Here is a 17,811-nt window from a genome sequence, read left to right as displayed (position 1 = left end):
CAACACATCCGTTCCGGCAGATGGAATGCAGTGGGGGTAAGCTAAGCGACATGGGGAAACCGGTCAATAGCCGTCCGAAGGAGCAGCCGCCTGCGGGCCGGGCTGTCGAACACTCCGTCATGGGTCCGGTGGACAAGGCGATGGAGGTCCTGTCCGCGCTGGTGGAGACGGGTGCGCCGCACCGCCTGGCCGACCTGGCCCGCCGCACCGGGCTCACGAAACCCACCGTGCACCGCCTGCTGCGCGGACTCGCCGCCTCCGGCTTCGCCGAACCCGCCGAGGGGGGGAGCTACCGGGCGGGGCCCCGGCTGCTGGGCATGGCCGCCGCCGCTCTCGACGGCGGTCCGGGACTGCGCCTGATCCGGCCCGTCCTGGCCGAACTGCGCACCCGCACCGGGCTGCTCGCGCACTACGCCGTGCGCGACGGGGACTCCACGGTCTGCCTGGAGGTGTCGGAACCGGCCCGGGAGTACGCGCTGGAACTGCGCCCCGGCACACGCGCCCCGCTGCTCCTCTCCGCGCCGGGGCTCGCGACCCTGTCCGCCCTGCCGGCCGCCGAGACCGAGCAGGCCTTCGCCGCCGCCGAGGCTGCCGGCCACCCGCTGCCGGTGTCCGCCGAGGACCTGCGGGCCGAGATCACCGCGGCGGCCGAGCGCGGGTACGCGCTCGACGACCAGTACGAGCAGGAGGACCGCCGCGCCCTCGCCGCGGCGGTCCGGGACGACGAGGGACGGGTCGTCGGGGCCGTCGCGCTCACCGGCCTGGTCTTCACCCTGGACCGGGCGGGTGTCGAGCTGTACGGCCCGATGGTCCGGGCCGCCGCGGGCGCGGTCTCCGCGGGACTGGGATCCGGCGGACGGGCCCGCCTCACGGTGGCCCGCGACGGTGCGCGCACGGGAGACCGGAGCACCGGACTGTGAGCGCCGCGGTCCCGGACGTCACGGGCGCGCGCGGGCGCGCCGCACTGCTGGCCGAGGGCAGGGCGCGGCACCTCTACTCGGGCGCCGCGTGGTCGGTGGGTTCCGCACGCGGGCCCGCGGACCGGGGGTCGCTGGGCACCAGGAGCCGGTACGGGGCGGAGCTGGACGGCACCGACCTGTGGGACCTCGCCTCGGTCACCAAGCCCGTCGTCGGCCTGGCCGTCATGGCACTCGCCGAGCGCGGCGCGCTGTCCCTGACCGCCACGGTGGGGGAGCTCCTCCCCCGCTACCGGGACACCGACAAGGCGGGCCTGACCGTCACCGGCCTCCTCGCCCACACCTCGGGCCTGCCCGGCGGGGTGCCCATGTACCGCGACCACGGCACACGGGAGTCCCTGCTCGCCGCCCTCGGCACGCTGCCGCTGCTGTCCGCGCCCGGCGCGCGGGTCACCTACTCCTCCCAGGGCTTCATGCTGCTGGGCCTGATCGCCGAACAGGCGGGCGGGCAGGGGCTGGACGCCCTGGTGGCCGACCTGGTGTGCGCACCGCTCGGCATGGAGGACACCGGCTTCAACCCGGGCCCCGCCGACCGGGAGCGCGCCGTCGCGACCGAGCGGTGCCCCTGGCGGGGAAGGACCGTCGCGGGCGAGGTGCACGACGAGAACGCCGCCGTGCTCGGCGGGATCGCCGGCCACGCCGGGCTGTTCACCACACTCGCCGACGCGGAGCGGCTCGCCGTCTCCCTGGCGGGCGGGGCCCGTGAGCTGTTGCGCCCGGAGACCTACGCCCTGATGACCGCCCCGCACACCGACGGACTGAACCTCCGGCGCGCCCTCGCCTGGCAGGGCCAGGACCCGGAGGGGTCCCCCGTCGGCCCGTCCTTCGGGCCCGCCTCGTACGGCCACACCGGTTTCACCGGGACGAGCCTCTGGGTCGACCCCGGCACGGGCCGCTACGCGGTGCTGCTCACCAACCGGGTCCATCCCACGCGGGAGGGCGACGGCATCGTCGCCCTCCGAAGGGAGTTCCACTCCCTGCCGGAGTAGCCCGGCGGGAGGCCGGCAACCGAAGCACCCGGACTCCGGGGTCGGCACCTTTCGTGGTGCGGGCCCCGGAGTCCTTGCTTGACAGGCACGCCCCCGCATGACCATGATTCCATTAATTGACTAATGGAATTGGGGTGAGGCGCGTGACGGGGACGATCAACTCCGGTGGAGGTTCCGGCACATGGGCCCTGGAGGCCTCCGGGCTGGGGAAGCGCTACCGGCGCGGCTGGGCGCTGCGCGACTGCTCCTTCCGGCTCCCGGCCGGACGGATCTGCGGTCTCGTCGGGCCCAACGGGGCAGGGAAGAGCACCCTGCTGGGCCTTGCGTCCCGTCAGGTGAAGGCGACGCAGGGCGAACTGCGCCTGTTCGGGGTGCCCGTGGGCGACCCCGAGGTGATGCCGAGGTTCGCCTTCCTCGGGCAGGACAAGCCGATGTTCAAGCGGTTCACCGTGGCGGAGACGCTGCGGATCGGCGGCGAGCTCAACCCCGGCTGGGACGCCGCGGCGGCGGAGCGGATCGTGCGATCGGGCGACGTACCGATGAACGCCGCGGTCGGGACGCTCTCCGGCGGGCAGCGCACCCGGGTCGCGCTCGCGCTGGCCTTCGGGAAGCGGCCGGATCTGCTGCTGCTCGACGAGCCGATGGCGGATCTCGACCCGCTGGCCCGCGACGAGATGAGCACCCTGTTGATGGCCGAGGCCGTCGAGCGCGGCACCACGGTGGTGATGTCCTCGCACATCCTGGCCGAGCTGGAGGACATGTGCGACTACCTGCTGGTCGTCGCCGACGGCAGGATCCGGATGGCCGGTGACGCCGACGCGCTGGTCCCGGCGCACGCCCTGGTGACCGGACTGGCCGAGGACGGGGCGGTGCCCGCCGCCCTCGCCCGTCACACGGTCATCGAGAAGCGCGTCCAGGGACGGCAGTTCCAGGCGATGGTGCGGACCTCGGGCCCGCTGTCCGGGGACTGGCAGGTGGCCGAACCGAGCCTGGAGGAAGTGCTGCTCGCCCATCTGCGCTCACCGGACGCACCCCCGCTGTACACACCCGGCGCGCGGATCGAGACCGAAGGGACCAGGACCGCATGAGCACCACCCTGACCGGCACGCCGGCCACACGCACCGCCCGTCCGAGGCTGCTGCGCGGACTGACCTGGCTGGTCCTGCGCCAGCACCGGACCGCACTGTGGTGCATCCTCGCCCTGGTGGTACTCGGCTCGCTCTGGATCGTGTACCAGCGCGGCCAGCTGATCGATCTGCTCGCCGCCGCGGGATGGCCCGAGAAGTCCGTGCCACTGCCCGTCGTGGGCGAGGGCTACAGCAGGCTCACCTCCCTGCTGGCCCTGCTGCCCGGCATCCTCGCCGTCTTCCTCGGCGCCCCTCTGATCGCCGCCGACCAGGAGCAGGGCACCACGCAGCTCGTCACCACGCAGTCCGTGACGCGCCGCCGCTGGCTCGTCGCGAAGCTCGGCTGGTGCCTCCTCATCGCCCTGGTGTCCTGCTCGGTGCTCTCCGCGGTCTTCACCTGGTGGTGGCGGCCCTACCGTTCGGTCCTCGGCAACCACTGGATGGACGCCTCGGCCTTCGACACCACGGGCCCCGTGCTCCCCGCGCTCGCGCTGTTCCTCACCGCGGCCGGTTTCACGATCGGCATCCTGCTGCGCCGGGTCCTGGCCTCCATGGTCGTCACCTTCGTCTTCTGCGTGGCCGCGCAGACCGCCTGGGGCATGTACCGGGACCTCCTGGGCACGGTGCGCACGGTCGCCTATCCGCTGAACGGCGAGTCCCCCGCGTACCTCGACGACACGTACGAGGTGGACCGCTGGGTCGGCAGCGCCGACGGCCATCTGTACGGATGGGGCTCCTGCGCCGAGGCGACCGAGAAGGCCACGAACGCGTGCATCGAGAAGTTGGGCATCGTCGACAACGTCGTCCAGTACCTCGACTACGGCCAGATGGCCGCCATGCAGTGGACCGGCGCCGGAATCCTGCTGGCCGGCACGGCCGCGCTGACCGCGTTCGCCCTGTGGTGGGCCTCCCGGCGCCCCCTGTAGGGCCGCCCCCGATCCTCTACGTACAGTGTCCTGATCGAGCGGAAGGTGATGTCCGTGGTCGTGTTCCGCATCGACCGGCGCAGCGGAGTGGCGACGTATCTCCAGATCGTCCGGCAGGTCGAGCAGGCCCTCCGGATGGGCGCGCTGGAGGAGGGTGACCGGCTGCCCACGGCGGCGCAGGTCGCCGCCGCCACCAAGGTCAACCCGAACACGACGCTCAAGGCCTACCGGGAGCTGGAGCGTGCGGGGCTGGCGGAGGTGCGTCAGGGGGCGGGGACGTTCATCACCCGCACCCTCGCCGAGCCGGGGTCGGGCCCCGAGTGGCCGCTGCGCACCGCGCTCAACGAGTGGCTGCACCAGGCGCGCGAGGAGGGTGTCGGCGCCGAGGAGGTGCAGACCCTCTTCCGGGCCGCCTTCGAGGCCGCCTACCCCCCGGGCCCCGAGGACTGAGCGTCCGCCCATGCCGGCGGCGACGGATCCGGCGTCCTCCGCCGGCGCGTACCGCCCGGCCGGCCGCCGCCGGGCGCACCGTCGGGATCGTGGTGGCCGGCACGAAGGGCCGGCCCACCCTCACCCCTGACGGCCTGGTCCACCTCAGGTGGCCGGGCCGCCCGCCGCACCGGGCCGGCGCCTGCCGGTCCGGTGCGGGTCAGGCCTTGTTCTGCGACGCCCAGAACTCGTCGAACGTGAGCTCGCCGTCGCCGTTGGCGTCGTGCGCGTTGATGACGGCCTGCGCCACCGTCTCGGTGACGTAGGGGTCGCCGAGCTGCGCCATCGCGCTCTTGTACTCGGCGGCCGTGATGCTGCCGTCGCTGTTCTGGTCGAAGCGCTCGAATGCCTTGCGTGCCGACTCGATGTCCGCCACTGTTCCGCCCCTTCGTTGAGCATTGCTGACGGGGGTCAGATTATCCGGCAGTCGGGGCGGCGGATCCGGCGGGCGGCGGGCAGGCCCGCCCCCGTACGGCTGTCAGCGGAAGACCCCGGTGTGGCCGAGCGAGTAGCGGCCCGGCTGCGGGTAGACGGCCAGTCCGTGCGGGCCGCTGCCGACCGGGATCCTGGCGAGCTCCTTGCCGTCGGCGGTGTCGATGGCGTACACCTCGGCGTCGTAGCGGCCGGACAGCCAGAGCACCTTGCCGTCGGCCGAGACCCCGCCCATGTCGGGGCTGCCGCCGCCGGGGAGGTGCCACTTCTTGGTGAGCTTCTTCCTGGCGAAGTCGAAGACCGACACGGAGCCCTCCCCCCGGTTCGAGATGTACATCTCCTCGGAGTCCCGGCTGACGTAGAGCCCGTGTGCGCCCTTGCCCGTCGGCAGCAGCTTCGGGGTGGTGAACGCCTTGCCGTCGAGCACCCACATGCCGTGCGCCATCATGTCCGCGATGTAGAAGGTCGTGCCGTCCGGGGAGAGCTTCACGTCCTGCGGCATCGCGCCCTGCATCGGCAGCTTCTGCTGCCCGACGACCTTCATCCTCTCCGTGTCGACCTTGAGCAGTTCACCGGAGAACTCGCAGGAGACGATGAAGTACCGCCCGTCCGCCGCGAAGTCCGCGTGGTTGACCCCCGCGCAGTCCACGGGCAGCGTCTTCGCGACCTTCATGGTGCGGGGGTCACGGAAGACCAGCTCGCGGTCCATCGAGGCCATCACCACGGCGTACCTGCCGTTCGGGGTGAAGTAGAGGTTGTACGGATCGGAGACGTCGACCGTCCGCCCCTTCTTCCCCGTCGCCGGGTCGATCGCGGTGAGGCTGTCCCCGAGGTCGTTGTTGACCCAGAGCGTCTTCAGGTCCCAGGAGGGCACGACGTGCTGCGGCTGGTTCCCCACGGGAACGGTCTCGATGACCTTGTACGTCGCCGGGTCGATCACCGTCACCGTGTTGGAGTTGGTGTTGGGGACGTAGACCCGCGAGGGGAAGTCCTTGACGGCCGGGGCCAGCTTTCCCGCACGGTCCGCCGCGTAGACGTCCCGGGGGTCGAGCACGGGAGGCATGCCGGGCAGCCCGGGCGGAGCGGCGGGCCGGTCGGGCCGGGCCGCCTCGGTACGGGAGGGTTCGTGCCGGGCGCCGCCCGCGGGGGCGGCGCAGCCGGCGAGCGCGGCGACGAGCAGGGCGGCGGCGGTGAGGGCGCGCGGGGAGGGAGGCATCAGGTCAACAGCTCCGTGGTGGTCACCGCGCGCAGTCGGCGCCGGTCGATCTCGGTGAGGAGGAGGGGCAGGGCGGCGATGGTGTCCCGGTAGCCGAAGTGCAGGCTCACCACGGAGCCGTTGCGCAGCTCACCGGCGACCTTCCGGGTCACGGCCGCGACCCCTGGGGACGTGAAGTCGAGGGAGTCCACGTCGTAGGAGAGGACGTGCGGGTATCCGGCCCTGCGGGCGAGGTCCTGGACGAGCGGGGTGGCGTACTGCGCGCGCGAGGGCCTGAACCAGGTACCCGCCGATCCGGTGAGCCGGCGCAGGCGCCGGGCGCAGCCGGTGATCTCCTCGTACGCCTGTGTCTCGTCCATCGTGTTGATGTCGAGGTGGCTCTGGGTGTGGTTGCCCAGTTCGTGGCCTCCGTCCAGGATCCGGCGGGCCATGCCGGGGTGCTGGTCGAGCCAGCTGCCGACGGCCAGGACCGTGAGCCGGGCGCCGGCCCGCTCCGCCTCGGCGAGGACGGTGCCGGCCAGGTGGGGATCCCCCTGTCCGTGGAAGGTGAGGGCGACGCGGGGACGGTCACGGGGGCCGTGCGCGATCTGGACCGGCTGCCCGGGGAAGCGGCGCGCGACGGCGGCCGGGCGCGCGGCGCCGTGGGCCTTCCGGGGGTCCCCGGTGCTCCCGGCGTCCTGCGTCTCCGGGACGGCGGTGGGCCGGGGGGTCGCGTCCGGTGCGCAGCCCGCGGCCGAGGTGCCTGCCAGGAGGGCGCCCGCGGCCGTGCGCAGAGCGCTGCGGCGGGGCAACGGTGCCCTGCGACCGTCCATGGCCGTCCACCTTGCGGGTCGGTCGGGTGCTGTTCCCCCGAGACCCGAGACACAGTAGGACGAAAGGGACCCGATATGCAGAACATGTGAAGAGGCAGCTCCTTCGAGTGTTCGAGGAATCACCCGGCGGAGTCAGCAGATACACAAAGAATGCCAGGCGCGTGACCCATCGCACCTTCGATTCGGAAACCAAATTGGGGAGACTGTGGGCTTTTGACTGTTTTGAGGCTTTGGCTCCGCGGCCACCCGTCTGCCATAGTCGGATCCACGACCTCCTCCGACCCGAGCCAGGTCCCGTATGCGGCCGTGGACACACCCCCCATTCCACGGCCCCCTCAGGAGCCCCCGCAGCGCCGCACACCGGCCGACCGGGGGCTTCTGCGTGTCAGCGGTCCGTGGTGCGCATCTCGAACCAGGTGGTCTTGCCGCGGGGTAAGAGGTCCACGCCCCACCGGTCGGAGAGCTTGTCGACCAGGAAGAGGCCCCGCCCGCTGACGTCCGTCTCACGGACGGGCATCAGGCACGGCAGCCCGCGGGAGGGGTCACGCACCTCGATACGGACCCAGCCGCGGCGCCGCAGCATCCGCAGGCCGAAGATCCGCGCCCCGGTGTGCCGTACCGCGTTGCCCACGAGCTCGGAGACCAGTAGCACTCCGTATTCGGCGGTCTGCGGAGGAAGCTGCCACTGACGCAGCATCACGCACGAGGTGATCCGGCGGGCGGTGGCGGCGGACTCCGGACGGGAGGGCAGACGGACTTCACCCTCCGTCGGATTTCCGAACAACTCCAGCGCCTTGAACGCCTGTTCGTCTTCGACGGCAGTCGTCCAGCGCGCCGCTGTCGCGCCACTGCGCGGTCGCGGCTGTTCCACACCCTCCAGGCCCGCCATGCCCCCCATCATGGCGGCACGGAACGCTCTCCGTGACCGTTCCGGCAGAATCCCCTTCCCGGAACCAGTCATTCCGCGCCGGTTCTCCGGCATATGCCAGGGGCAGAACGGGAGCCCCTGCAGCCACACCCACCTGCGGGGACGGAGAGGGGCCGAGCAATTGCACGGGCGGCAGGGACGCCGGACCTTAAGGCTGTCTTAAGGTCCGGCTGATCCGCCCGCACGGATGAACGCGCGTTCCTGTGTACGCAACTCACGCTGGGTCAGAGGAATGTGGCCTTGCCCGGGCCCTCCTCCACGAAGCTGCGCATGCCGCGCTCCCGGTCCTCGGTGGCGAACAGGCCCGCGAACCAGTTCCGCTCGATCGTCAGCCCGGTGTCGATGTCCGTCTCCAGACCGGCGTCCACGGACTCCTTGGCGGCCCGCAGCGCGAGCGCGGGGCCCCGGGCCAGCCGGGCGGCCCAGGCGTGCGCCTGCTCGTACACCTCCGCCGCGGGGACCACGCGGTCCACCAGGCCGATCGCCAGCGCCTCCTCGGCCTTCACCTGACGGCCCGTGAAGATCAGGTCCTTGGCCCTGGACGGACCCACGAGCCGGGCCAGGCGCTGAGTGCCTCCCGCACCGGGAATGAGCCCCAGCAGGATCTCCGGCTGACCCAGCTTCGCGGTGTCCCCGGCGATCCTGAAGTCGGCGCAGAGCGCGAGCTCGCAGCCGCCGCCCAGGGCGTAGCCGGTGACGGCCGCGACGACGGGCTTGGGGATGCGCGCCACCGCGGTGAAGGACTCCTGCAGGGCCCTGGAGCGCACCACCATCGCGGTGTGGTCCATCGCCTGCATCTCCTTGATGTCCGCGCCCGCCGCGAACACCTTCTCGCCGCCGTAGAGGATCACCGCGCGCACGTCGTCGCGCCGGCCCGCCTCGTCGGCGAGCTCGCGCAGCCGGTCCTGGACCGCGACGTCCAAGGCGTTCATGGGCGGACGGTCCAGCCGGATCGTGCCGACGTTGTCGCGTACTTCGAGGGTTACGGTCATGGGAGGCAGGTTAACCGCCGCTAACGCGGAGGGGCCCGGTGCTGTTGGTCACAGCGCCGGGCCCCTCCGTACGGCGGGATCTACTCGATCCACTCCGACCAGTCCATGTTCCAGCCGTTGAGGCCGTTGTCCGGCTGGATCACCTTGTCCTCGGAGTTCTTCACGATGACGACGTCACCGATCAGGGAGTTGTCGAAGAGCCAGGCGGCCGGGGTCTTGCCGTCCCAGGCACCGCGCACGTCCCGCAGACCGACGCAGCCGTGGCTGGTGTTGGTCGTGCCGAAGATCCCGGACCCGCCCCAGTAGTTGCCGTGGATGAAGGTGCCCGACGTCGACAGGCGCATCGCGTGCGGCACGTCCTTGATGTCGTACTCGCCGCCGAAGCCGACGGTGTCACCGTTCATCCGGGTCACCTTGAGCTTCTCGCTGATGACCATCTGGCCGTTGTACGTGGTCGTCGAAGGGGCGCCCGCGGAGATCGGGATGTCCTTGATCTGCTTGCCGTCACGGACGACCTTCATCCGGTGGGAGCTCGCGTCGACCGTGGAGACCTGGCTGCGGCCGACGGTGAACTTCACGGTCTTGGCCTGCTTGCCGTAGACACCGGGCCGCCCCTCGACGCCGTCGAGGTCGAGGCGCAGGGTCACCTTCGTGCCGGCCGCCCAGTAGTTCTCGGGGCGGAAGTCGAGGCGGTCGTTGCCGAACCAGTGGGGCTCGATCTCCACGGCGGGCTCAGCCGTCACGGCGATCGCCTTCTCGACGGCCGCCGGGTCGGTGATGCCGCGGGTGAAGTGGATCGACACCGGCATGCCCACGCCGACGGTCGAGCCGTCCTCGGGCGTGTACTGGCCGATGAAGGTGTTCTGCGGGACCAGCGTGGTGAAGGTGGTGTCCTTCGCCGACTGACGGCCCTTCGCGTCCTTGGCGACCGCGTGCACCGTGTACTTCGTCGCGGCGGCCAGGTGACGGTCGGGCACCCAGCTCAGGCCGTCCTTCGCTATCCTGCCCGCGACTTCCTTGCCCTTGGGATCGGCGACCTTCACCGTGCTCAGCTTGCCCTGGGCCGCCGAGATCTTCAGTGCCCCGCTGGTCGCCACGGAGTCGGCGCCGTCCTTGGGCGCGATGGTCACCACCGCCTGCGAGGCGCTGGTGTCGTCGGTCTTCGCGCCCGCCCCCTTGCCGTCCTTCTCGGCGGCGGCCCCGCTGCCGCCGCAGGCGGTCACCAGCAACAGCAGCGCACCCAGTGCCAGTGCGGAGAGTCCGCGGGCTCCTCGCCCGCGCCGTCCCCCGCCCGCTCCGGCCCATGCCCCCGATATCGGCTGCCCGTTCAATGTGGTCGTCTCCCCTCGCGCGGCCTGGCCCCGCCATGGCCCGCACTCCCGCACGCTGTACATGCATGCTCGGCGCAAGATAATCACACCGCGCGCGAGGAGAACTCCCCCGGACTGTCACCGTTCCGTCCCAAGTCGTCCCGGGCCCCCGCCCGATGGCCCCGGAGGCGGCGCCTCCGGGACCCTCGCAGGTCGGACCGGGGGTCAGCGCAGGGCCGAGCCCTCCTTCCACTGCGGCCAGCCGATGTTCCAGCCACCGAGGCCGTTGTCCGGAGCGACGGTGCTGTCGGCGGAGTTGATCACCTCGACGACGTCGCCCACGAGCGTCCGCTCGAAGAACCAGCCGGCCGGTGTGTCCGAGCCGCCTCCCTTCACGTCGCGGAGCCCGATGCAGCCGTGGCTGGTGTTCTCGGAGCCGAAGATGTCCGGGGACTCCCAGTAGTTGCCGTGCAGGAAGGTGCCGGACTTGGTCAGCCGGATGGCGTGGGGGACGTCCTTGATGTCGTACTCGCCGCCGAAGCCCACGGTGTTCCCGTCCATGCGGGTCACGTCGTGCAGCTCGGAGACCACCATCTTCCCGTTGTACGTGGTGGTCTTCGCCGCGCCCGCCGTGATCGGCACGCTGCTGACGACCTCGCCGTCACGGCGTACCTCCATGGTGTGCGCCCTCGCGTCCACCAGCGACGTCTGGGAGCGGCCCACCCGGAAGGTCACCTTCTTCCGCTGGCTGCCGTACACCCCGGGTGCGCCCTCCACGTCACGCAGGCCGACGTCGACGGTGACCTCGGTACCCGGCTCCCAGTAGTCGGCGGGACGGAAGTCGAGGCGGTCCTTGCCGAACCAGTGGCCGACCACCTCGGTCTCGGGCTCCGTGGTGATCCTGATGGCCTTCTCCACCGCGGCACGGCGGGTGACGGGCCGGTTGAAGTCGAAGGAGACGATCATGCCGGTGCCCACGGTGGAGCGGTTCTCCGGCTTGAAGTAGCCGATGAAGCGGTCCTTGGGGACCAGCGTGGTGAACGTGGTGCTGCGGGCCGAGCGGTGGCCGTCGCCGTCGACGGCGACGGCCTCCACGCTGTACTTCCCGGCCAGCCCGAGCCGGTACCCGGCACCCCGGGGCTTCCACGAACGGCCGTCGTCGGCGATCCGGCCCGGCACCTCCTGGTGCTCCGCGTCCTCCATCCGCGTCACTTTCACCCGCTCGAGCCGCCCGTCGGGGACGGTCACCTCCAGCCGGCTGCCCGCCCCGACGTTCTCGGCGCCGTCCTTGGGGACGATCCTGATGGCGTCCCCGGGCGAACGGTCGTCCCCGAAGAACGACGTCGCCCCGGTGCAGCCGGTCAGTACGGCCGGCACGGTGAACAGTCCTGCCCATGTCAGCACGGCAGCCGAACCGGCCCGCGCTCTCTTCGCTACGTGGTTCACGCTCCCCCAACGACACCGCCGCTCCGGGGAAACGTGAGTGCGGGCCCACCGGTGGGCAGAACAGAGGGGAGGACACCGCCAGGAAGGCCGCGGCCGGGACGCCGCGTACTCCTCCCTACGGGTGGCCGCTCCTACGAGCCGCAGGAGGCTGAGAGGTGTCGAGCACAGCCGAGCAGGAGGAAACGCCGCGTACGACGGGGAGGGTGGTGGCCACCGGACCGGTCCTCAGGGACGAGCCGGACAATCCACCCGTATGGCCGGGTGCCCCGATGCCGCTGGGAGCCCGCTACCGGGTCGGACCGGACGGCGTGGCAGGCACCAACTTCGCCCTCTGGGCGGGCGGGGCCGAGTCCGTCGAGCTCTGCCTCTTCGACGAGCGGGGCGCCGAGACCAGGCTGCCGCTCACCGAGCTGACCCATGAGATCTGGCACGGATTCGTCCCCGGTGTGTCCCCGGGACAGCGCTACGGCTACCGGGTGCACGGCCGCTGGGACCCCTGGACCGGCGCCCGCTGGAACGCGGCGAAGCTCCTCCTCGATCCGTACGCGCGCGCGGTGGACGGCTCGTTCACCCTGCCGCCCGAGGTGTACGGCCATGTGAGGGACTGGCCCGAGCAGCACGTCGCCGACACCGTGCGCGACGACCGGGACTCCGCGCCGTACGTCCCCAAGGCCGTCGTGGTGCACGACGACGACGACTGGGCGGAGGACCGCAGGCCCAAGACGCCGTGGGCCGACTCGGTCATCTACGAACTGCACGTGCGCGGCTTCACCAAGCTCCACCCGGACATCCCGCCGGAGCTGCGCGGCACCTACGCCGGGCTCGCCCACCCCGCCGCGATCGGCCACCTGCGGCGCCTCGGGGTCACGGCGGTCGAGCTGCTCCCCGTCCACCAGTTCGCGCACGAGGACCACCTGCTGCGGCGCGGACTGCACAACTACTGGGGCTACAACTCGATCGGCTACTTCGCCCCGCACGCCGGCTACGCGGCGAACGGCACCACCGGCCAGCAGGTCGGCGAGTTCAAGCAGATGGTGCGCGCCCTGCACGACGCCGGGATCGAGGTGATCCTGGACGTGGTCTACAACCACACGGCCGAGGCCGGGGAGCTCGGACCGATGCTGTCCCTGCGCGGGATCGACAACCGCGGCTACTACCGCCTCCAGCCGGACGCCCGCCGCTACGCGGACTACACCGGCTGCGGCAACACCCTGCACGTGGTGCAGCCGCAGGTCCTGAGGCTGATCACGGACTCGCTCCGCTACTGGGTGACGGAGATGGGCGTCGACGGCTTCCGCTTCGACCTCGCGGCCGCCCTCGCCCGCTCGATGCACGACGTCGACATGCTCTCCCCGTTCCTCGCGGTGATCGCCCAGGACCCCGTCCTGCGCCGGGTGAAGCTGATCGCCGAGCCCTGGGACGTCGGCAACGGCGGCTACCAGGTGGGGGCGTTCCCGCCGCTGTGGACCGAGTGGAACGACCGCTACCGCGACGCCGTACGCGACTTCTGGCGCGGCGCGCTCCCGGACGTGCGTGACATCGGCTACCGGCTGACGGGATCGAGCGACCTGTACGCCTGGGGCGGCAGACGCCCGTACGCCTCGGTCAACTTCGTCACCGCGCACGACGGCTTCACCCTGCGCGACCTGGTCAGCTACGACCACAAGCACAACGAGGCCAACGGTGAGGGCAACCGGGACGGCACGAACGACAACCGCTCCTGGAACGGCGGCGCGGAGGGCGAGACCGACGACGCCGAGGTCAACGCGCTGCGCCGCCGGCAGCTGCGCAACCTCCTGACCACCCTGCTCCTTTCGACCGGGGTGCCGATGCTGGTGGCCGGGGACGAGATGGGCCGGACGCAGGGCGGCAACAACAACGCCTACTGCCAGGACAACGAGGTCAGCTGGGTGGACTGGTCGCTCCTGGAGGACCCCCGGTGGCGGGAGCTGACCGAGCTGACCGCCCGGGTGCTGGACCTGCGCCACCGCCACCCGGTGCTGCGGCGCCGCGCCTTCTTCGCCGGGACGCCGCAGGCCCCCGACGGACTGCGGGACCTGGCGTGGTTCACCCCGCAGGGCGAGGAGATGACGGACGGCGACTGGTACGCACCGGCGGCCACGCTCGGCCTCTACCTCTCCGGGCGCGACATCCCGGGCCGGGACGCCCGGGGCGGGCAGATCACCGACGACAGCTTCCTCGCCGTCCTGCACGCGGACCACCGGCCCTGCGCCTTCCGGCTGCCGGGCCCGCCCTGGGCCCAGTCCTACGAACTGGTGCTGGACACCTCCGGCGAGGACCAGTCCACGGCCCCGGGCACCCTCCACCCCGGCGGTACGGAACTCACGGTGGAGGGCAGGTCGGTGCTGCTGCTGCGGGTGGCGGGGTGACGGACCGGGTCAGCCGAGGATGCCGCGCTCGTAGGCGGTGGCGACGGCCGCCGCCCGGTCCTTCGCGCCCAGCTTGGCGAAGACATGGGTGAGGTGGGTCTTCACGGTCGCCTCGCTGATGAACAGCTCGGCGGCGATCTCCCGGTTCGAGGTCCCCCGGGCGACGAGCCCGAGCACCTCGCGCTCGCGCGCGGACAGCGGCTCACGGCCGGGCGCGGCCGGAGTGCGCACCCGTGAGATGAGGCGCGAGGCGACGGCGGGCGACAGCACGGCGCGCCCGTCGGCTGCCGCACGCACGGCGGTGAAGAGCTCCTCGCGGGGCGCGTCCTTGAGCAGGTAACCGGTCGCGCCCGCCTCGATGGCGGGCAGCGTGTCGGAGTCGGTGTCGTACGTGGTGAGGACGAGCACCCGGGACCGGGCGCCGAGCCGGGTCAGCTCGGCGATGGCGGCGACGCCCCCGCCGCCGGGCATCCGCAGGTCCATCAGGACGACGTCGGGGTCCAGGCGGGTCGTGAGCTCCACGGCGGCCACCCCGTCCGCGGCCTCGCCGAGCACCTCGAAGCCGGGTGCCGGGGCGAACATCCCGCGCAGACCGTCCCGTACGACGGGGTGGTCGTCGACGACGAGCAGGGTGATGACGCGCGCGGTTCCCGTGGCCTCGGTCATGAGGGCCCAGGCTACTGCGCGTCAGGTCCGCCGTACCAGCGGCACCCGTGCGCAGACCGCCGTGCCCTGCCCGATGTCCGTCTCGACCTCGACCGTCCCCGCGATCCGCTCGGCCCGGGCCCGCATCCCGCCGAGCCCGAAGCCTCCCGTGCCGCTGCGCGGAGGCAGGGCCGCCGGATCGAAGCCCCGGCCGTCGTCGCGGATGTCCAGGGTGATCTCGTCGCCCATGTAGGAGAGGGTGACACCGGCCCGGGCCGCCCCGGCGTGCCGGGCGGTGTTGGCCAGAGCCTCCTCCGCGATGCGGAGCAGGGTGGCGCAGACCTCGTCGTGGAGGGGCTCGACGGTGCCGGTGACGGTGAAGTCCGCTCGCACCCCGGCGCGTTCCGCCCAGACCGAGACCGTCTTCTTCAGTGCTCCGGGCAGGTCGTCGTGGGCCAGGGCGGCGGGCACGAGGTTGTGCACGGAGCGTCGGGCCTCGCCGAGGCTGTGCCGTGCGAGCCCTGCCGCGCGGTCGAGGTGCTCCCGGGCCAGGGCGGGGTCCGCGGTCGAGGTGGCGGCCTGGAGCTGGGCGATGATCCCGGTCAGGCCCTGCGCGAGGGTGTCGTGGATCTCGGCGGCGAGCCGCCTCCGCTCGTCGGCCACGCCGGCCTCCCGTGCCTGGATCAGGAGCTGGGTGTGCAGGGTGGCGTTCTCGGCGAGGGCCTGTTCCAGACGGGTGTTGGCGAGCTCCAGTTCGGTGATGGTCTCGTTCTGACGCGCGGTCCGCTCCGTCTCCCTGGCGCTGATGTTGCCGAAGAGCAGGGCCAGGGAGAAATGCAGGACGAACAGTGCTCCGAAGGCGCCCCAGTGGATGAGGGAGGCCGGGGGCATGCCGCTGCCGGACTGGGCGCCCGCCATGGTGACGGCGGTGCACAGCAGGCCGGCGCGCACGAGGCGTTTCGGCAGCAGGTCACCGACGTCGAAGTAGCCGGAGATGGCGAAGATCGAGAAGAACGGGTTGTTCCAGCAGAGGGCGAAGGCGATCAGGGTCCGCACCACGTAGTAGGTCCCGGCGGCGGCTCCGCGCGGCGGGGCCCCGGACCTGACCCGGCCCCACCACAGTTGGAGCGCACAGGCCGCCGCGACGAGGACCGCCGCGGCGTACCGGTCCGCTCCGGACATCCCGACGAGGTCCGCGGAGAGCGCGGCCATCAGGGTGCCGATGCCGAGCAGGGTGTTCGGGCCGTGCCGGTAGAACTGCTCCCAGCGCTCCTCGACCGTCAGACCGCTGCCCATGACGCCCTCCCCGTCCCATTCTCTCCCGCGCGGGGCGCCTCGGTCACTCCCAGCGGAAGAGCCTGGTCGACGCGGTGCCCAGCACGGCGGTCCACACCAGCATCACCCCCAGGTGTGTGATGCCCGGCCAGTTGCCCGAGGCCGCCTGGTCCAGGGCCTGGGACGCGGCACCGAACGGGGTGAACTCGACGATCGTGCGCAGCAGGCCCGGCATGGCCTGGACCGGCACCCAGACCCCGGCGGTGAACATCATCAGGAGGTAGGCGACCGAGCCGACGGCCGTCGCGATCCTGGACGTCCGGGACAGTGCGCAGATGGTCGCGCCGAGGGCGAGGACGCAGGCGACGGCGAGGAGGAGCGCCAGCAGGTAGCCGGCCACCTGCCCCGGCAGCCGCACGCCGAAGGCGGCCCGCCCCACGGCGATCACGAGTGCCGCGGAGCCCAGGGACGCCGCGCCGTGCAGCACGATCTGGGCGGCGAGCAGGGCCGAGGGGCGCACCGGCGTGGCCGACATCCGGCGCAGGATGCCGCGTTCGCGGTATCCGGTGAGCACCGGCGGCATGGCCTGGAGTCCGGCCATGATCATGGCCAGCAGGACGGCCACCGGCACGTACAGCTCGATGACGCTGCGGCCGCCGAGTGCCTCGTCGGCCTTCCTGAAGGAGGGGATCAGGCCCAGGATCGTCATCAGGACGGACGGGAAGACGAGGATCCAGAACAGACTGCCCGGCTCGCGCAGGAAGAGCCGGGTCTCCGTCCTGAGGACGGCGGCGAGCGGGGCGGACCGGGGCGGGGTCGTGGTCATTGACGTGGTCGTGGTCATGAGGCCTGTTCCGTGAGGTCGAGGAACACGTCGTCCAGGCCGGCCTCGGCGACGCGCAGCTGACGGGCGGTGATGTGGTGGCGGGCAAGGAGCGTGATCACGGCGTTGGCGGTGTCGTCCGTACCCTGGATGACCACCCGGCCGCCGGGATCGGTCACGTCGACGGAGACGGCCCCGGGCAGGGTCTCGAGTTCGGCGTACGCGATCGGCTCCGAGGGGGTGAAGGAGATGGCTGTCGATCCCGCCGCCCCGCCGGTCAGACCGCCGGGGGTGTCGAGCGCGACGATCCGGCCCCTGTCGATCACCGCGACCCGGTCGCAGAGCCGCTGGGCCTCCTCCATGAAGTGGGTGACCAGCAGGACGGTCACCCCGCTCTCCCGGATCTCCTCGATGAGGCGCCAGGTGTCCCGGCGGGCACGGGGGTCGAGGCCGGTGGTGAGCTCGTCCAGCACGACCACCCTCGGGTTGCCGATGAGCGCGAGCGCGATGAACAGCCGCTGCTTCTGGCCGCCGGACAGCTTGGCGAAGCGGCGGTCGAGGTGGCTGTCCAGGCCGAGGCGTCCGGCGAGCGCACGCCAGTCCGCGGGGCGCGGGTAGAAGGCGCTGTAGAGCTCCAGAGCCTCGCGGACGGTCAGCTTGGGCTGGATCTCGCTCTCCTGGAGCTGGGCTCCCAGCAGCTGCGTGACCGCCCGGCGGTCGGTTGCGGGGTCGAGCCCGGCGACCCGGACGGTGCCCGAGTCGGGGACCCGCAGTCCTTCGACGCATTCGACGGTGGTGGTCTTGCCGGCTCCGTTGGGGCCGAGGATCCCGAAGATCTCCCCCTCGTCGACGGTGAAGCCCACCCCGTCGACCACGGGGCGGCCGCCGTAGGCCTTGTGGACCCCGTTCACTTCGATGATTGCCATGCCCGCAAGGATTCCGCCGCCCGGGCGGCGCCGGTATCCGCCGTCACGCTCGGAACCGCATCAGCCGATCGGTTGACGGCGTGCTCCGACCAGCGGCGCGTGACCGGA

17 protein-coding genes are annotated in these 17,811 nt (G+C 71.9%); 6 read left to right on the top strand and 11 right to left on the bottom strand.

Translation table 11 applies throughout. From position 1 onward, the window contains the following. The first annotated feature begins 50 nt into the window (after nucleotides 1-50). The 5 genes from ACFUNE_RS07730 to ACFUNE_RS07710 all read left to right on the top strand — a co-directional run bounded on the left by ACFUNE_RS07730 (nucleotide 51) and on the right by ACFUNE_RS07710 (nucleotide 4,469). Nucleotides 51-920 (top strand): IclR family transcriptional regulator, encoded by an 870-nt coding sequence (locus ACFUNE_RS07730; RefSeq protein ID WP_383563707.1) that lies wholly within the window; start codon nucleotides 51-53, stop codon nucleotides 918-920. Next, nucleotides 917-1,966 carry a serine hydrolase domain-containing protein gene (locus ACFUNE_RS07725; protein WP_383563704.1) on the top strand — a complete coding sequence of 350 codons (1,050 nt, stop codon included), beginning with the start codon at nucleotides 917-919 and terminating at the stop codon, nucleotides 1,964-1,966. The genes ACFUNE_RS07730 and ACFUNE_RS07725 overlap by 4 nt, the downstream gene beginning before the upstream one ends. Nucleotides 1,967-2,109: 143 nt before the next feature. Next, on the top strand, nucleotides 2,110-3,054 hold the full coding sequence (locus ACFUNE_RS07720; RefSeq protein ID WP_383563702.1) for an ABC transporter ATP-binding protein: 945 nt from the start codon (nucleotides 2,110-2,112) through the stop codon (nucleotides 3,052-3,054). Then, nucleotides 3,051-4,019, top strand: coding sequence for an ABC transporter permease subunit (locus ACFUNE_RS07715; RefSeq protein WP_383563699.1), 969 nt, complete (start codon nucleotides 3,051-3,053; stop codon nucleotides 4,017-4,019). Before ACFUNE_RS07720 ends, ACFUNE_RS07715 begins: the two co-directional genes overlap by 4 nt. A gap of 48 nt (nucleotides 4,020-4,067) precedes the next feature. After that, on the top strand, nucleotides 4,068-4,469 hold the full coding sequence (locus tag ACFUNE_RS07710) for a GntR family transcriptional regulator (RefSeq protein WP_383563695.1): 402 nt from the start codon (nucleotides 4,068-4,070) through the stop codon (nucleotides 4,467-4,469). Nucleotides 4,470-4,668: 199 nt separating this feature from the next. Here ACFUNE_RS07710 and ACFUNE_RS07705 read toward each other — a convergent pair whose 3' ends face one another. The 7 genes from ACFUNE_RS07705 to ACFUNE_RS07675 form a co-directional block, all read right to left on the bottom strand. Continuing rightward, complete coding sequence (locus tag ACFUNE_RS07705; protein ID WP_329233029.1) at nucleotides 4,669-4,884, bottom strand: EF-hand domain-containing protein; 216 nt, start codon at nucleotides 4,882-4,884, stop codon at nucleotides 4,669-4,671. 102 nt (nucleotides 4,885-4,986) lie between these two features. Beyond that, complete coding sequence (locus ACFUNE_RS07700) at nucleotides 4,987-6,156, bottom strand: hypothetical protein (RefSeq protein WP_383563691.1); 1,170 nt, start codon at nucleotides 6,154-6,156, stop codon at nucleotides 4,987-4,989. Further along, nucleotides 6,156-6,968 (bottom strand): polysaccharide deacetylase family protein, encoded by an 813-nt coding sequence (locus ACFUNE_RS07695; RefSeq protein WP_383563688.1) that lies wholly within the window; start codon nucleotides 6,966-6,968, stop codon nucleotides 6,156-6,158. Before ACFUNE_RS07695 ends, ACFUNE_RS07700 begins: the two co-directional genes overlap by 1 nt. A 385-nt stretch (nucleotides 6,969-7,353) precedes the next feature. Further along, nucleotides 7,354-7,869: an ATP-binding protein gene (locus ACFUNE_RS07690; RefSeq protein WP_383563685.1), complete on the bottom strand. Its 516-nt coding sequence runs from the start codon at nucleotides 7,867-7,869 to the stop codon at nucleotides 7,354-7,356. Between the two features lie 251 nt (nucleotides 7,870-8,120). Continuing rightward, nucleotides 8,121-8,888 carry an enoyl-CoA hydratase/isomerase family protein gene (locus tag ACFUNE_RS07685; RefSeq protein ID WP_383563681.1) on the bottom strand — a complete coding sequence of 256 codons (768 nt, stop codon included), beginning with the start codon at nucleotides 8,886-8,888 and terminating at the stop codon, nucleotides 8,121-8,123. Nucleotides 8,889-8,968: 80 nt separating this feature from the next. Beyond that, nucleotides 8,969-10,219 (bottom strand): Ig-like domain-containing protein, encoded by a 1,251-nt coding sequence (locus ACFUNE_RS07680; protein WP_383563678.1) that lies wholly within the window; start codon nucleotides 10,217-10,219, stop codon nucleotides 8,969-8,971. A gap of 204 nt (nucleotides 10,220-10,423) precedes the next feature. Further along, a complete protein-coding gene (locus ACFUNE_RS07675; RefSeq protein ID WP_383563675.1) occupies nucleotides 10,424-11,644 on the bottom strand; it encodes an Ig-like domain-containing protein in 1,221 nt (406 codons plus the stop codon). Nucleotides 11,645-11,913: 269 nt separating this feature from the next. On the opposite strand from ACFUNE_RS07675, the gene glgX reads away from it, so the two are divergent. Further along, complete coding sequence (gene glgX / locus ACFUNE_RS07670) at nucleotides 11,914-14,034, top strand: glycogen debranching protein GlgX (RefSeq protein WP_383564159.1); 2,121 nt, start codon at nucleotides 11,914-11,916, stop codon at nucleotides 14,032-14,034. 9 nt (nucleotides 14,035-14,043) lie between these two features. Here glgX and ACFUNE_RS07665 read toward each other — a convergent pair whose 3' ends face one another. From ACFUNE_RS07665 to ACFUNE_RS07650, 4 genes are read right to left on the bottom strand one after another with little or no spacing between them, the layout of a single operon-like run. Then, nucleotides 14,044-14,700 (bottom strand): response regulator, encoded by a 657-nt coding sequence (locus ACFUNE_RS07665; RefSeq protein ID WP_383563672.1) that lies wholly within the window; start codon nucleotides 14,698-14,700, stop codon nucleotides 14,044-14,046. Between the two features lie 21 nt (nucleotides 14,701-14,721). Next, a complete protein-coding gene (locus ACFUNE_RS07660; protein ID WP_383563669.1) occupies nucleotides 14,722-15,975 on the bottom strand; it encodes a sensor histidine kinase in 1,254 nt (417 codons plus the stop codon). A gap of 43 nt (nucleotides 15,976-16,018) precedes the next feature. Then, nucleotides 16,019-16,798, bottom strand: coding sequence for an ABC transporter permease (locus ACFUNE_RS07655; RefSeq protein WP_383563666.1), 780 nt, complete (start codon nucleotides 16,796-16,798; stop codon nucleotides 16,019-16,021). Beyond that, nucleotides 16,795-17,703 carry an ABC transporter ATP-binding protein gene (locus tag ACFUNE_RS07650; protein ID WP_383563663.1) on the bottom strand — a complete coding sequence of 303 codons (909 nt, stop codon included), beginning with the start codon at nucleotides 17,701-17,703 and terminating at the stop codon, nucleotides 16,795-16,797. Before ACFUNE_RS07650 ends, ACFUNE_RS07655 begins: the two co-directional genes overlap by 4 nt. Between the last annotated feature and the right edge of the window lie 108 nt (nucleotides 17,704-17,811).

This window comes from Streptomyces sp. NPDC057287 (assembly GCF_042667905.1).
Classification (GTDB): Bacteria; Actinomycetota; Actinomycetes; order Streptomycetales; family Streptomycetaceae; genus Streptomyces.
Note: the sequence above shows the minus strand (reverse complement) of the source record. Positions and strands in the feature narration are given on the sequence as shown.

What these genes read in the sequence shown, in the direction of transcription:
- ACFUNE_RS07650 (WP_383563663.1), bottom strand. Translation starts at nt 17,703, where the DNA reads ATGGCAATCATCGAAGTGAACGGGGTCCACAAGGCCTACGGCGGCCGC.
- ACFUNE_RS07690 (WP_383563685.1), bottom strand. Translation starts at nt 7,869, where the DNA reads ATGATGGGGGGCATGGCGGGCCTGGAGGGTGTGGAACAGCCGCGACCG.
- glgX (WP_383564159.1), top strand. Translation starts at nt 11,914, where the DNA reads ATGCCGCTGGGAGCCCGCTACCGGGTCGGACCGGACGGCGTGGCAGGC.
- ACFUNE_RS07710 (WP_383563695.1), top strand. Translation starts at nt 4,068, where the DNA reads ATGTCCGTGGTCGTGTTCCGCATCGACCGGCGCAGCGGAGTGGCGACG.
- ACFUNE_RS07730 (WP_383563707.1), top strand. Translation starts at nt 51, where the DNA reads ATGGGGAAACCGGTCAATAGCCGTCCGAAGGAGCAGCCGCCTGCGGGC.
- ACFUNE_RS07695 (WP_383563688.1), bottom strand. Translation starts at nt 6,968, where the DNA reads ATGGACGGTCGCAGGGCACCGTTGCCCCGCCGCAGCGCTCTGCGCACG.
- ACFUNE_RS07665 (WP_383563672.1), bottom strand. Translation starts at nt 14,700, where the DNA reads ATGACCGAGGCCACGGGAACCGCGCGCGTCATCACCCTGCTCGTCGTC.
- ACFUNE_RS07700 (WP_383563691.1), bottom strand. Translation starts at nt 6,156, where the DNA reads ATGCCTCCCTCCCCGCGCGCCCTCACCGCCGCCGCCCTGCTCGTCGCC.
- ACFUNE_RS07715 (WP_383563699.1), top strand. Translation starts at nt 3,051, where the DNA reads ATGAGCACCACCCTGACCGGCACGCCGGCCACACGCACCGCCCGTCCG.
- ACFUNE_RS07660 (WP_383563669.1), bottom strand. Translation starts at nt 15,975, where the DNA reads ATGGGCAGCGGTCTGACGGTCGAGGAGCGCTGGGAGCAGTTCTACCGG.
- ACFUNE_RS07685 (WP_383563681.1), bottom strand. Translation starts at nt 8,888, where the DNA reads ATGACCGTAACCCTCGAAGTACGCGACAACGTCGGCACGATCCGGCTG.
- ACFUNE_RS07655 (WP_383563666.1), bottom strand. Translation starts at nt 16,798, where the DNA reads ATGACCACGACCACGTCAATGACCACGACCCCGCCCCGGTCCGCCCCG.